This window comes from Dictyobacter sp. Z7_2, from assembly GCF_057551105.1.
The window spans coordinates 3,586,913-3,602,326 of the sequence record NZ_BAAJPE010000002.1; the positions used below are offsets into that span (position 1 = coordinate 3,586,913).

The 15,414-nt window shown below is 49.5% G+C and carries 7 protein-coding genes; 3 read left to right on the forward strand and 4 right to left on the reverse strand.

The genetic code is table 11. The features are described from left to right. Positions 1–98 precede the first annotated feature (98 nt). From AC27N8_RS28570 to AC27N8_RS28580, 3 genes are read right to left on the reverse strand one after another with little or no spacing between them, the layout of a single operon-like run. The gene (locus AC27N8_RS28570) at positions 99–971 is read right to left on the reverse strand and encodes an ABC transporter permease (protein ID WP_487071854.1); all 873 of its coding nucleotides are present in this window, start codon (positions 969–971) and stop codon (positions 99–101) included. Further along, positions 968–1,951 carry an ABC transporter ATP-binding protein gene (locus AC27N8_RS28575; protein WP_487071856.1) on the reverse strand — a complete coding sequence of 328 codons (984 nt, stop codon included), beginning with the start codon at positions 1,949–1,951 and terminating at the stop codon, positions 968–970. The genes AC27N8_RS28570 and AC27N8_RS28575 overlap by 4 nt, the downstream gene beginning before the upstream one ends. A 17-nt stretch (positions 1,952–1,968) precedes the next feature. Beyond that, positions 1,969–4,719 carry a hypothetical protein gene (locus AC27N8_RS28580; RefSeq protein WP_487071858.1) on the reverse strand — a complete coding sequence of 917 codons (2,751 nt, stop codon included), beginning with the start codon at positions 4,717–4,719 and terminating at the stop codon, positions 1,969–1,971. Positions 4,720–5,381: 662 nt separating this feature from the next. Between AC27N8_RS28580 and AC27N8_RS28585 the strand changes: the two genes are divergently transcribed. The 3 genes from AC27N8_RS28585 to AC27N8_RS28595 all read left to right on the forward strand — a co-directional run bounded on the left by AC27N8_RS28585 (position 5,382) and on the right by AC27N8_RS28595 (position 13,969). Next, complete coding sequence (locus AC27N8_RS28585; protein ID WP_487071860.1) at positions 5,382–12,221, forward strand: RHS repeat-associated core domain-containing protein; 6,840 nt, start codon at positions 5,382–5,384, stop codon at positions 12,219–12,221. A gap of 175 nt (positions 12,222–12,396) precedes the next feature. Beyond that, entirely contained in the window at positions 12,397–13,494 is a 1,098-nt protein-coding gene (locus AC27N8_RS28590) for a WD40 repeat domain-containing protein (RefSeq protein WP_487071862.1), read from the forward strand. A gap of 94 nt (positions 13,495–13,588) precedes the next feature. Next, entirely contained in the window at positions 13,589–13,969 is a 381-nt protein-coding gene (locus AC27N8_RS28595) for a hypothetical protein (protein ID WP_487071864.1), read from the forward strand. 236 nt (positions 13,970–14,205) lie between these two features. On the opposite strand, the gene AC27N8_RS28600 is transcribed toward AC27N8_RS28595, so the two are convergent. Further along, positions 14,206–15,380, reverse strand: a protein-coding gene (locus tag AC27N8_RS28600) for an IS3 family transposase (RefSeq protein WP_487063828.1) whose coding sequence is annotated in 2 segments (ribosomal slippage) — positions 14,206–15,105 and positions 15,108–15,380 — 1,173 coding nt in all. Because the reading frame shifts where the segments join, the coding sequence is not laid out codon by codon here. Positions 15,381–15,414 lie beyond the last annotated feature (34 nt).

Genomic DNA, 15,414 nt, shown 5'->3' on the forward strand with positions numbered 1-15,414 from the left:
GCTTCCTTTCTTATAGCATTGATTGCTATGCAATTGTATGCTTGAAGCCGCCTGAGAGGCTTATTTATGCGTTTCTTTTTGCTATGCTTCATTTTCCATTACGCTGTCGCCGTAGCTTTTGTTTCGGAAGTATGGGGCACGTTCTTTTGCCTGTTGAAGCGCTGCTTGAGTCTTCTCCACGCCTGAGGCTTGACCGACCAGATGCTGATTGCCAGCAATAGCAACGTTGCGATACCGCTGATAATACAATACACAAGCCAGACGCTGATTTGTAGGAATCCGATAGATGGGAGGTTGACGAAGTTGGTAAATGTACTCATGATTGCTATCACGGGGTGCCAGACGAGATAGATGGGCAGATTTGAACTTCCCCCTGTGCTGGCTTCGTAAACTATAGTGATGAGTAGCGGTAGGCCGAGCCACAGCAGCAGAAGCATATAAGTGACAGCTGTCGAGATGGCCGGACGGCTTATTAGCGTTGAGCTACAGATGCCCAGGCTGGCTGTGAGGATGGCTGTGACGATAAATATCACCAATCCCAGCAGAGCTTGTACTGGTGAGATGCCTCCGAAGAAGAAAACAAGGCTGAAGATAGGTAAGGAGGCTGCAATCAGTAATAACGAGTTAAGCAATCCTGCGAGTAGTTTGCCGATGATGAGCGTGGTCGCTGAAAGACGTGAACAGAGGAGCAGGTCGAAGGTCTGTCTCTCTTTTTCTCCATTGATTGCCGTCGCCGTAAACGCGGGCGTGACAAAGATGATCAGCAGGAGCTGGATGATTAAAAGATAGGTATATAGGGTTGTTCCGATGTTTGACCAGTTTCCACTACTGCTGGAATTGATGCTGTTGGCGCTGATATATATCCAGCTGATGAAGCCGAGCAGCACGATGTAGCCGATGAGCAACCAGATGGTGCGTTCTCGCCGCAGCCTTAAGCGCATCTCTTTTACCAGAAGCGTCATAAATATCATGATGGATTACCTCTTTCAGTAATGCGTAAGAAGACCTCTTCGAGCAAGCCGCCGCCGGAGCGCGGGGCAAACGAGACGACGGGAACCTGTCTGGTTATCAGTTCGACGAGTACCTGGTGGAGCGCTTGATCATCGCCACTGAAGTTGGCCTGGATCGTTGTCTCATCGCTTTTTGTGATCACGCTCAATTGAGGGATGGTTTGCAATACCTCGATCGCCTCTGCAACGTGAGCCTCATCTAGGATACGAATTTCGATCTGCCGACTACCATCCAGCTGATGCGTTACCTGCTCAACGTCGCCTGCGATAACCAACTGTCCATTCTGGAGGATCGCGATATCTGTACACATCTCAGCCAGTTCCAGGAGAATATGCGAACTGATCACAATTGTCTTGCCCATATCTCGCAACGTCCGCACCAACTCGCGTAGCTCGATACGAGCGCGTGGATCGAGTCCTGAAGCAGGCTCATCCAGCAGGAGAATCTCTGGATCGTGCACCAGCGCACGCGCCAGACAGAGGCGTTGCTTCATACCACGGGAGAGCGTTTCGACCAGTGCATCGCGCTTGCTGGTCAGTTCGACCAGTTCGAGCAGATCCGACACAAGGCTGATACGCTTCTGACGTGGTATGCCATGAATCCCCGCATAGAACTCAAGATATTCTACCGAGGTCAGATCTGGATACACGCCAAAGAAATCGGGCATATAGCCCACCTTACGCTGAATGACTGATGGCATCATGCTGACTTCCTGATGATCCAGCCAGACCTGCCCCGATGTGGGCTGGAGCAGGGCGGCTAAGATGCGCATCAGCGTCGTCTTACCGGCGCCATTCGGACCAATCAGTCCATAGATAGTCCCGCGAGGGATTTCTAGATTGATGTCCTGCAAAGCGTTCGTGGTGTGATAGCGCTTGGATATATGCTGTATTTTTATAAATGCGTCTGTCTCTTCTAACGTCGGTGGTGATACTACCATGGACGGACCCCCTCTGATTATTTTACCGTTACTTGTGCATCTAAGTCTGGTTTGTCAAAGAGCACGGTTGATTTTTGATTGTTCAGATGCAGTAGGAGACGGTTGCCCGGTCCAATATACGCTTGTGCATTGTCCACTTTACAGGAGAAGTTCTTAAAGGTCACAGTATCCCAGTTGCCTGTCTGCCAATTATAGAGAGAGGCTTGCAGGCTATTAATATTCGTAGTGGTGCCGATATTTGGCGCATTCACCATGCTGAGATTGGTCGATGATGAGAATGTAAGTTCACTACTCTTGAGCTCTGCATTGGTGGGTAGTGAGTATTCGAAAGTCATGTCCCCGTTTGCCAGCATGTATGTATTGGATGACAACTCTTGAATATCAGATGCGCTGCTTTGTTGCAGGTGGACGATCTGGCTGCTGATCAGGCTGGGGATGATGTGAACGCTTCCAGCCATGGTGACGTCAAGAGGTGCTTGTACGAGCGTTTCCTGCGCTGTATTGGCGCTTTGTCCATTGACCGTGATATTGCCGCTCTTAATCTGTGAACTTGGTGTCCAGCCAATAATCGTGGCGGCCGATCCGGGCAGCAGTAAGGAATTTTGACTGATGCCCGCAGCGTTGTTTTGAACTGCTTTGACGGTCACTCCATTGTTATTCGTAATCTGAGTAATTTGGTTGTTGCAGAAAGAGTTGATATTGCAGTATTCACCACTCATGGCCTCAAGCATCAGCACGTGATTGTGGGCGGCATCCTTTGGAGTGTTACTGCTATTAGTGCCAGATCCATTGCCATTATTAATATTCACACCACCGCTATTCATCGCAGGCTGCATGCCTCTACTTATCGCGATTTGATCGGCAATGGGTAAGTCATCTGCCGTATTGGTTGAGCTTTTATCCAGTGTGATATGTATTTTCTTGCTGCTATGTGACGCCAGGTCACCAATCGAAATGTAGGAATTTCCTATCACGACAAACGCGTCCGAAAGTGTATAAGGCAGCCCATTGCTGACGGTGCCGCTGACGACGTTCTGCTCCAATTGTAGCTGTGAGGTGATGGCTCCCGTGGTATGGATGTCGTTCTGAGCAATTAAGGTCTTTGAGGTCCAGATATTGACGCTTTGTAGGTCGACATCTGTGCTATCACCATTGATGTTCACGATGGATCGCTGATCGCCTGTGGCTGCGCCAGAACCAGAACTGTATGTATTGGTTGAGTCTGTCGGCTGCACCAGACTGGCTCCGGGCAGGTGGATCTGGAAATCTCCCTGATTGGGCACAAAAACTCCGACAAAGGTGGTCATATGACCATCGGTCCTATTGCCATCGGGCGCTTGCAACTGCACTACGCTGAGGCTGCTATTGATGATCTCCGAGCCCTTCTGCTGAAGTGCCAGACCATAGCTCAAGAGCGTAAATGCTACGATGGTTCCCAACACAATGCGCCAGGTCCAATTGCGACGCTTGAAGATGCGCACAATCAGCAGGCGAATCGGTCCCAGTATGAGGATATAGCTGGCCAGTAAGATGAGGATGAGCCAGATGGATGGATAGGTGTTGGGAAAGAAGCTTTGTAGAAAATCGATGACATTCGATGTGTTGTAGCTTGCGTTTTGCCATGATGTCGTCGAGATGTTGCTGGCATTCGTATTCACGTTTGCATTGGTATTGGATGCGTTTATAAGGATGCCATTAGCCAGCGTGCGGATGAGGATGGATGACCAGATTTGACTTGTCTGCGACCAACTGGCGAGAGGCTCAATCGTTGGATCGTAGGCCAGATAGTCGGTCATACCCGCTCCCAGACTCTTTTGCACGATGATGGGGATCGCTTTGGAACTGAGCAATACTTTGCTTCCGTCTGTCGGCTGCGCGATACTGATCGGTACGGTCGATGTCAAAGTATCTGTTGCCGGTTGGTTCGATTTTGTGGGATCGTTAATCGGTAGGAGATGCGTACCGGCTGGCAGCGTTCCATTGCTCTTGCCCGTAGCTGCGAGCAGGCCGACAGGAAGGTTACTGGATGTGCGCTTCCACTCGGGTCCACCTGTCACGATGAGCGTGCCACCCTGATCTATCCAACTATGCAAGGCTGAGATCTGCTGCTGGCTCAGCGTCGAGGTAGTAAAGTTATCGATCACCAGAGCTGCAAAATTTTGGAGCACCTGTGCTTGAGAGGGAAGTGTTGCCGCCGTCAAGTTCTGGAGTTGTCCAGACGTCTTCAACAGCGTCGAGAGCGCCAGATTGAGCTGATTGAAGTTGTTGGGCGTATCAGATAACACGCCGATCAAGGTAAGCTTGGCGTCATTTGTGGGAGGCTTGAACGCTCTATGCACAACAACATGGTTGTTGCTATCTACCAGATCGATCGAGACTTGAACAGTACTACCCTGTAATGCCAGACTGATTGGTATCTCTATCGTCACCTGCTTTTGAGATCCTGGCGGCAGATTGACGGCCTCCTGATAGGTATTGGTCGATGTGTTAGTGTTGACACCACCCAGCGAAGGTACAGGCACGCTTACCGCTATCTTGCCATTGAAATCCTGACCAGTATTGCCGAGATCAACCTGGATCGGAACCCAATTGCCATCCTGATAGAGTCCATCGAAGCCGACGCTCACTTTGAGGATATCTGGGCCGCTGGCCGTGCTCTGGACCTGCTGCGCAAAAACGTGGACAGGGAAAAGGAGCGACATGAAAAGTAGAAATACTATCCAAAGGACACCTCTAGAGGAGAAGCATCGCATCTGTGCTATCTTCAAAATTTGACTCCCTGAATTTCTCTTCATATATAGATATATGTATTTGCATCATAGAATATACAAAAGAGCTTGATGATGTAAGACCCACTCACATCGCAATAGTTGCCAAATGCAAAAACATTCAGACCATATATACGTAGAACCACCAATATAGTTAGTATAGTAGACGTTCTGTGCCATAGTTTTGTTACACAGGTAAAGAAGTAAAGGATGTATGTTTCATCTTTACCCAATCATACCAGATGATCATATGAAATACCACACAATTTAGTTATCTTTATGTGCGTACATTATGACAATGGAACGAGCATTGGATGATATGAGCTAATGCTTTATTGTTCATCGAGATAGACGTCAAAAAGAATTCCCTGCTGTTTTATACGTAGTTAAAAAAATATGATAACCAACTACTCTTTTATGAGTAATTCACCAAGTGGAGAAATATAACCTTGACAAATAAATAGATCAAAAATATACTTTTATTGATATCAATACTTTTCTATCCTTATGGTACTTATGGATGAACAAGCGTTCTTTTCTTGAATCTATGTATGTATATTTATTTCACATGGATATGAGCAAGGAATCATGCTAAGTGGAAAGAGGATGAATGGGAAGGATAGTCAGGCAGCGATACCATATTTTGAATCGTTGGAGTTCGCATGCATCGCAGTATTTTTCGTATCCTGCCGACGCGAGATGGATCTCGTGGGCAGGGCAAACGTCCGTTGCCTTTTTGGATGTCGTTCTTTATCGTTTTTGTCGTGCTTACCCTCTTGGTGAATACCTACGGGACTGTGACACTCGTTCATGCTGCGGCCGCAGCAACCGATCCCAATCCCCCCATTGCTGCTCCAGACTGGCTCACTCCGCCAGCGGCAGTGCCGCCACCTGATCTGGGCATCTATAATAGTGGTCAACCTGATACTTCTCCACAACTTATCTCGTCTCCACCACTGCCACAAGTTCCTCAGACGTTTCTTCTCACGCCCGAGGCTCAACAGATTACCACACAGGATCAACACCTGGAGGTTGATGTGGTGGCCGATACCGTGAGCGCTCAGCAGGTGAGTGATGCGGGCGGGAAGATTCAACTCACGATTGTCCAAACGGATGCTGGAAGTGGAAGCTCTCTGAGTGGGGAGATCATGTTGGGTACGTATCAGTTGTCGCTCACTGATGCGCAAGGAAATGCACTGACCACGCTGGTGCTCGCTTCTCCTCTCACGATGCGTTATCATGTGTTAGCGGATCAAGGGACGTCCTTGTGGCAAGACCAGACTGTCTATGCGCTCTGGAATACGGCCACTCCAACGACGACGACCACCTCTCAGGCGAGCAAGATAGGACCTCAGGTCAAAGCGGCGGCAACAACCACCGCCCCGATCTTCCTCACGGCCAAAAAAGATGCTACCAAGGCAAGTTGGAGCACCTCGACCAACCTCTCGACTGTTGTTTCCAGCCAGCCATCGGCGGTGAAGAAAGCGGCGAGTCAGGCGACGACCACGACGGCCGCAGCCGCAGCCAGCAGTACCATTTCCTTTAGCACCCAAGCCCCGGTAGCCAGCTGGGGAGCTGCACAACAGGTCGATGTTGGATTAAGTGCTGGATCATTGGACTATAGCTATCCGATCAGTGTTCCGCCAGGTCCAGGAGGCTTTGTTCCCAATCTGAACTTGAGCTATTCCAGTGGCTCGGTCAGTGAAAGCCACAATGCGCAGGCCACGGCTCCCTGGGTCGGAGAAGGCTGGAACTTAAGCCTGGGGTCGATTACCTGGAGTCAGATCACATCCAATGCCGATGTGACCCCCGTTAAGTTGGATAACGTCTGGAGCATCAGTGACTCCAATGGCATCAGTGGACAGTTGATTCCTCCCGGCTACGGGACCACTGCGACGGATATTGACACCACGGCTGTCTGGCATTCGGCCCCCGAGAGTCATGCCAAAATTAAGCAGGTCAATTTCAATAATCAGATCTGTTGGCATGTCTCACTGCCCAATGGCATCATGGAAGAGTTTGGCTGTACCAATGAATCACGTCAATCCGCCACCGATGCCAATGGGGTCTTTCACCCCTATCGCTGGGATCTCAATCTGATGGTGGATCGTTTCGGTAATCAGATTCGTGTGCATTATCAACAGAATCGCCCCGGCAACGATGTGCGCGATTCGACTATGTCCTTTGTCGAATATGATGATCCCACGTGCCATAATACCTCGTACGCGAACAATGCGGTCACCGCTGGCTGTAGCACCTGGAATCCTCAGGTCACGATCGCGCTTAATGCCAAGACCGCAGCCGATCATATTCTGGCGGGTGGGACCGTCTGTGATACCTGGAGTGCCTCGCAGGCCAATCGCTGCGACGTACCAGAGGACCTCTCGGGATCAGGTGGGTTACCGGCTCCCAAAGCCTTCAATACCTATGTGCTCAACAATATTATCATCCAATCGCAGGGTCATGTTGAGCATCGCTATGAGTTTACCTACAATCAAAAGCCTGCTTATACTGTTCGGGATGCATTGAGTGGCCTCAATGAGAGTGTGGCAGGCTATCTGCTGTTGCGCCGCATCGAGGAGTGGGGCACCGATGCAGACCCATTGAATGCGCCTATCACCAACATGTCCTATATTGCAGAAACCGAGCATTATGAGGCATCTGATAAGGCCCATCCGGCCCAACCGGCGACGAATTGTGGTCCGGCCTGGACGCCACATTTGTATGATGGAGGTCCCTGTTGGCTCTGGCAACAAACCTATAACAAATATTTCATCCAAAATCTGGATAATGGTCGAGGATGGAATGAGACGGTGAACTGGGCGGAAGCCCACGGCAATACCCATAATACGGGTGAAGGTGCGGGCAATAATGCGCTCACCTGTAATAATTATCGGACAACAGATATATTGTGTGCCAAGGCTGATGACCGCAGTTGGAGCCGTATGGTGGTCTATAATCGGACCGCCGTCACCAATGGTGTCTCGTCGACCTGGCAATATCAATATTATGTGAATACATTGACGGCCAAATGGTGTAATGCATGTATTTATGGCTATACCTGGGGTGATGTCAATGACGAGGATTATGCTGACTATTATAACGGACAATTTACGAGCTTTGCCCATGTTCAGGTGACCCTGCCTGATAACTCATCCCAGCAGCACACATTTTACTCGACGAGGGGATGGGGGATTGCGAAAAGTAACATTGAGTGTGACTACCAATATGAGACAGAGCCGAAGAATTGTGGCGTTGATCCCTACTGGGACCCAGATCCAGGTTTAGCCGGACGCGAAAAAGAGGTCTTGAACTATGGTATCGATGGTAAACTGCTCTCGGCCCAGACCTCGAATTATCTCACGATGTGTCCCCCACCTGGGGTAGGTCACAGCGAAGGGGCTGGAGGGGGCCAATATGATGTTGGAACACAATACCTGACCAGCCAGCTGGATCGCAATAACCCGGTGATGGTCTGTGATCCTCGTGTCACGCAGACCGATGACTATCAGGTGGATGGCGTGACCGACGAAAATGGCTATCAAAGTAACGCCAATGTGGTGCATAAGACGACAACCTATAGCTACGATGGCGATGATCAGGGAACGAGTCATATCTCAGGCTATGATTATGGCAATGTCGATAGTGTCGATGTCAGTGGTAATGATGTCAATGGGAGTCATTACATCTCAAGTGCGACCTATTATCCCAATGACACCGCTTCGGTCTATCTGACCAATCTGCCGGGACGCACGACGACCGAGGATAGTGCTGGCGTGCAATATGGCTGCCACGTCAATTTCTACGGTGGATCGAGTAGTTATTCGGCTCCTCCCTCGTTGCCTGATGTGACACGAGAGGAAGATCATACCGGCTACAGTGATCCCAGCAATGGCTGCGCCGCAGCGGGCTCGCTGATTGCGACTCAGGCCACCTATGATGCATCGGGTAATGCTATCACGACGATCGATGCCGACAATCATCTCGGCTGTACGAGTGGATCTTCAACCTACAGCGCCTGTGCAAGCTATGATAGCCTCAAGGCGCATCTGGTCTCGGCAAGCAACGCGAAAGCCCAGGCGGCGACGGTCAGTTATGCGAACACGACAGCCGGCGGCTATGGACAATGGGTGATGTCCACGACGGATGCCAATGGACAAAGCACGGCGTATCAATACGATCTGCTGGGGCGACTGACGGCTGTTGCCTCCCCGGGAGATACCCTGTCCAGCCCGACTGTCTCCTACACCTATAATAATAGCTGCGCTGTGGGGACCACGGCCCCGTGTCTTGAAATCGATACCACGACGCGTCAGACGGTGGGTGCGAGCCAGACCATCACGACGAAGCAATGGTACGATGGGCAGGGCAATGTGGTGGAGAGTAAATCCCCTGGTCCCAATGGCTCGCTCTGGCTGGTGACCTACACGATCTATGACAAACTCGGGCGAGCCGTCACCAAGAGCCTCCCCTATGCGGTCTCAGGGAGTGGCTACGTCGCACCCGATCTCACCCAGGCTCGGACGACGACGACCTACGATGGACTGGGACGTGCGTTAGGAAGCGTCACATATGCAAACGCGAGCACGATCAAGCTTTCCAGCAGTATCGCGTACACGGTGGCGCAAGGGTTGCCCGCGTTTACCCAGAGTACGACGCTGCCCTTCGAGCGCACGACGACGCTGGATGCCTATCATCATCAATCGGTCAGCTATACCGATGCCATTGGTCGACAGCGGTATACCCAGCTCTTTGCGGGGACCGGCTCTCCGTATACGGTCGTGCGTACGGTGCGCTATGACCGGGACGTCAAAGGAAATCTGTATGCCACATTGACCTTTGATAACACAACCACGCAACTGGCCTATCAAAAAGCGACCTTTGATGGAGTCGGGCGCAAAACGGGACTCAACGATTCCGATTCCGGCTCGTGTAGCAATACACCGTTGCCCGCAGGATGCAGTAGTAGCAGTGATACCGCTTGGGCGTACAGCTACGACAGTGATGGCAATCTGCTCAACCAGCAAGATCCACGTGGGCAGAACACGTACATGAGCTATGATGCGCTCAATCGCCCGCTCTGCAAAGGAACCACGTCTGCATCGGTCAATCCTTGTGGAAGTAGTGCCTATGCGACCTTCTTTTATGACAGTTACACGAATAGTAGCAATTCAGGTGTGACCTTTCCTACGGGGTGTGTCGCTCCCAGTGGCTCGTATGCCTCTGATCCTATTGGCAAGGAAACGGCGGAGACCTTTCGCGCAACGGCTGGCACTGGCTGGCGTTGTGCTGGGTACAACCAACGTGGGCAGACGGATCAAAGTGGCCTTTCTGTCACCGCTGATGGCACCACTACGACGCAGTCGGTGTCATTGTCCTACAACGACATGGGACAGCCTACCACCTTGATCTATCCCGATGGTGAGGCGTTGACCGCTCAGTATGATACCAACGGATATTATCGCTCCTCCTACTTTGGGACTCCAACGAGCACCGGTTCCGTCAATTTTCTGGTGGGACAGGCCAGCTATACCAACGCTGGACAGATCGCAGGATTATCCATGGGAGGATCAGCGGCGCTGACCGCTCAACCCACACCGGTCTTTTCGACCGTGGACAGCTACGATGGGATTCAGCGTCCGGTAAGCAATAGCGCGACTGTGAATGGGACGACCATCTGGAGTCAGACCAAAACGTATGACAATGTAGGAAACACGCTCAATCTGAGTACTACCCTTCCAACGACCTCGGGAGGCACCCAGACCGACTCCCAATCCTTTTGTTATGATTCCTTGAACCGACTCATCTGGGCCGGAAACACGGGCACGCCCTCCGGAGGAGATCATTGTGGATCAACTCCCAGCGGTACCACCGTTTCTCCCTATCAACAATCCAACAGTTATGATGTCCTGGATCGTCTGATCGCGGGACCAGCGGGGACAGAGACCTATGGGACCACCCCGGTTCATGGTGTCAACACCCTGAGTACGGTGCCTAATCAGTATGCCAGCTACGACGCCATGGGCAATATGACCTGCCGCAACGTCGATACAACGGTTGGATCAACACAGAGTTGCGGAACGACACAAACTGGCGCGTTAATGAGCTATGACAATGAAGGTCGTCTATCCTCCTGGACAGCACCTGGTCTATCCACACCCAGCGATCAATTTCTCTATGACAATGGAGGAAATCGTGTCCTGCAACGGATAAGCACAGGAACTGGAAATCCTACTGATACGATTACCTTTGACAGCTTTACCGATACGAGTATCAATGGTAGTCAGACCTCAACTACGAAATACTATATAGCGTCTGGACAACGTATCGCCATGCGCAAGGATGGGGTCGTATCCTATCTGGTTCCTGATCTCCTTGGAAGTGTGAGTCTTGCTCTGTACGCTGATGGATCAACACAGTCTGTGCAACTCTATGCTCCCTATGGCACTACGCGTTATAGCGATGGAGTAACGCCGACTACCTATGGCTTTACTGGTCAGCGCGCTGATAGCTTGACCGGGTTGATGTATTATGGAGCGCGTTATTATGATCCATTCAGTGGACGATTTATCAGTGCAGACACAATCGAGACCAATCTTTTTGGCCTTGATCCCTATGCGTATGTCGCTGATAATCCGGCAACATTTACTGATCCAACAGGTCATTTTATTCCTCGCGATTTAGATGGTGGTGGTGGTGTGAGTGACGATGGGGTTGGTGATGGGGATAGTAATGGGGTAAGGGGTGGAGGAGCCGAGGGTGATGGTCGTGGAGGAGATGGTGGAGAAGCCGCTGGAGGTGGAGGCGGAGAACTCAAAGGAGGTGGAGGAGTTGCCGCTGGAGGTGGAGGCGGAGGAATGGCTGGGGGAGGAGGCGAATTTGTAGGTGGCGGAGAAGAATTTGGTGATGGGAGTGAGGAAGAACCTACAAATAGTGGTAGCGAGAATACGAATTCTGGCAATTCTAGTGTACAAGAAACACCCAATTCAGGATCACAATCGACAGATGATCCGATAAAAACGGTAGGCAATACTAGAAGCCCATTGCCTGCTCCCACCTCTAGCATGGCGGATATTGCTAAAGCAATACTTTCGAATTTACAAATGATCAATGAGAATGAAGATTTTCCAGGAGGGACTACTGTTTGGGAAACTGATAAGGGATTTATCTTGCGCCATTCCGTGAAGTTGAGCAAAGATCTCAATGGTTTTGGTCAGTGTGGAGAGAGGCAATGCCTTGGCTTTACGGATAAAATAGATGCATTTCCTCTCGTTGATGATGGCGATTTTGCTCAAATGTACGAGTTTCAAATTTATATGAGAATGCCTTGTGAGGAGTGTACTCAAGCTTTAAAAGAAAGGTCAATGGAATACGGTCCCATAAGAGTATGGGGAGGATATATAAATAAGTACGGAGATATTTCTCAACTGCAATATCAAGATTTTGTAGAAGGTGACTCTTATGGGCCATTTGAGCCAGGAATGATATTTGATGAACCATAAAGAAGGAGGCAATTATGTAAAAGAATTTATGCATTTTTAAACGTTATACAGCATAGTGCTTCTACATTTTATACAAGTTGAGGCCTATGCTGTTAGATACATTGTATAATAATCTTGGTATGTTCTAGAAAAACTATTCACTTTGATTTAGGCATACATATAGAGGTGAAAATGCATGAATGATAAATCTCTGAGAGGCATTCCTGACAAAATAGCTGTAAACCTTTATCAGACATTGCAAGGTCATGATGATTCGGTGCTTCGTGCTCGCTTTTCCCGGGATAGTCATCTGATCGTCTCCAATGATTTTGGTGCCATTCATGTTTGGAAAAGAGATCATCAACACCAGTACGTTTCTCATCGTGTGATTGAAGCTGAAACGACCTTTGTTGCAGTGTCTCAGGATGGGTCCTTGATTGCTTCTATTTACGAGCATAGAATCTTTGGGATAAAAGTCAGTTTGTGGTCTTCTGAGGGGGCATGGATCACTGATCTGTCTCACGATAGTAGTGCGCTGGCAGCTATATTCACTCCTGATACAAGACATCTTGTGGTGATAGATACATTTGGGATACTGACGCTTTGGGATGTAACAACATTCGCTCTTCTCTGTACGTCAGAAGCCCCTCCAAATAGTACTAAAACAGGATTTAGGCCAAAGATATCCTATGTTGCTTTTGCTCCTGATGGCCAACGCCTCGCTTTTGCGTGGTTTACAGGAAATGGTGCAGTACAAATCTATAATATAGGAGAAAATCTTGATGAAGAAGAGGTACAATACAATATAAGATGGAGTGGCGCAGTTGCTCCTGAGATGTTACAACAACGTTCTCGTGTAAGAGGGCTTTGTTATTCACCTGATTGGCAATATCTAGCGGTAGCTTCAGACAGGGAATGTATGGTTCGGATTTTTGATGCTTTTTCCTTAGATTTGGTACGATCTTTTGAAATGCCAAGAACTCTTGCGGGCATCGCGGACATTGTATATTCTCCTGATGGAATGTATTTTGCGCTTGCACATGCTGATGGCACAGTGTGGATCTGGGATGTAGAAAATCAAGATCCCGCCCCAATACTTGTCTTTACTGCGCATCCGACGGAGATTGCTTCCTATAGTACTGTGATTGGCACGATTGACTGGTCACCAAATGGCAAGTTGCTCATGACGACTGGTGTTGGGCGGTATGAATATCCGGAGTCGAAAACAGGTGTCTTTGAGAAAATGGATAATACCGTAAAGTTATGGAAAATACACAAAAACCCTTCCGTATAGGTAACAACGTTTAACTAGCTGATGGGAAAAGCGTTCTTTGAATGTTTAAAGAATAAAGTTTCTGCCCTGAATGAGATAGACAAAGGTGGTATACATGAGTGAAAATATCAGTAATGACGGGCCAATCGCAACAGTTTTATTGAATACAAGTGATCCCAACCATCCGATTGTGAGAAACACGACATCACCCGTTTTTGATAACGATTTTGGACTTGTGACATGTGCAGAAGGCAGTTGTCTCGTTGAGGCGAAGAATCTGATGGCAAAGGGGATCAAGTTTCCAGGTCAACAAGGAAATATCAATGAGATGTATGTGTATCATCGATTGGGTGAGATGCCATGTGAGGTCTGTCAAAAACAACTCCAGTTGGCGTCGAAGATGATGGGACCGTTTCGTGTATGGGGAGGAAAAGAGGGAAAAATGTGCTATCTGGATATTGTGGATGGTGTACTTTACGGCCCATTTGATGTGTAGATGATGAGAAAAAAGGTCAGAATAGAGCTTTTTGAGCTTGATCAGTACCATTGATGATTGTGCACAATGCTCCTGTCAGGAGAAACACGTGTGAGAGGATTGCGTGGAAAGAAGGAAGAAACGCAGTATGCCTCCAGATGCAACCCCAACTCTCTTGCAACCTCGTGGGTCATTTCTCTTGCCTGAACTCCAAGAGCAGTGGAAGTGACCCGCAAAGATAGAGAGACAAAAGATGGTTAGCTCATCGGTTGATCGTTTGCCTGCTCAAACGAGATCGGACTGACATAGGCTAACGTAGAATGAAGCCGAATTGAGTTGTAAAAACATTCTAAGTACTCAAAAACCGCTTGACGTGCTTGTCGCCGTGTTTGAAAAGAGGATCGGTAGATACACTCTTTCTTCAGTGTTGCAAAGAAAGACTCCATCGCAGCGTTATCCCATGCGTTCCCGGTCCGACTCATACTCACCTGAATTCCTTCCCCGGCCAAACACGCTTGATAGCCCAGGCTGGTATATTCGCTGCCCCGATCTGAATGATGTAACAGTGGAAAACAGTCACTTTCAGGCTGCCGCCGAGCTAAGGCCATGCGGAGTGCCATCGTCACCAGCGCCTCGTCCTCAGTAGCGGCCATCGCCCAGCCCACAACCCGACGTGCGAACAGATCAAGGACGACCGCGAGATAGAGCCATCCTTCCTGTGTCGAGATCATGGTGCAATCGGTGACCCACTTCGTATTGGGTGCCGATGCATTGAAATCACGATCCAACAGATTGGGTGCAAAGCGGGCCGTTGGATCGCTCGCGGTGCCCATGGGACGACGAGACCGCTTAGGCAAGGCTGAAAGACCCAACGATTGCATCAAGCGCACCACCCGTTTGCGTCCACAATGAATCCCCTGTGTGGCGAGCAGCGCATGAATACGTGGGCTCCCATAGACCTGGCGATGCTCGAGAAAGAGTTGTTGAATCAAGGCGGAAAGTTTGGCATCTTCTCGCTCGTGCGTGCTGGCCGGACGGGTTTCCCAGGCATAATAGCCACTTTCTGAGACGTCCAATGTTCGACATAACACGCGAATAGAGTAGTCCTGACGGTGATCCGCAATAAACTGATACGTCAGATCTGGTGTCGTGAGAAGATGCCGATAGCTTTTTTTAAGATGTCACGCTCCTGTCGAAGGACATCAACTTCTCGCTTGAGTTGTCGATTCTCCTCTTCTAATGGAGGAAGATGCCCACTTCCAGGAAATGCTTGTTCTCCTCGTTCGATGAACTGTTTGCACCAATTGCTGAGCGTGCTGTCTGCAATACCCAGGTCTCTGGCAATTTGCGCTTGCGATTTCTGGCTCGATTGCAAGAGCTGCACTGCTTCCAGCTTGAATTCTTTCGTAAACGTGCGTATCATTTTTGCCATGTTCTTGACCCTCCTCTTGGAGTCTTTCTCCAAG

Bases quoted from the DNA above. Each gene is read 5' to 3' on its own strand.
- AC27N8_RS28570 (WP_487071854.1), bottom strand. From the start codon at position 971: ATGATATTTATGACGCTTCTGGTAAAAGAGATGCGCTTAAGGCTGCGG.
- AC27N8_RS28575 (WP_487071856.1), bottom strand. From the start codon at position 1,951: ATGGTAGTATCACCACCGACGTTAGAAGAGACAGACGCATTTATAAAA.
- AC27N8_RS28585 (WP_487071860.1), top strand. From the start codon at position 5,382: ATGCATCGCAGTATTTTTCGTATCCTGCCGACGCGAGATGGATCTCGT.
- AC27N8_RS28590 (WP_487071862.1), top strand. From the start codon at position 12,397: ATGAATGATAAATCTCTGAGAGGCATTCCTGACAAAATAGCTGTAAAC.
- AC27N8_RS28595 (WP_487071864.1), top strand. From the start codon at position 13,589: ATGAGTGAAAATATCAGTAATGACGGGCCAATCGCAACAGTTTTATTG.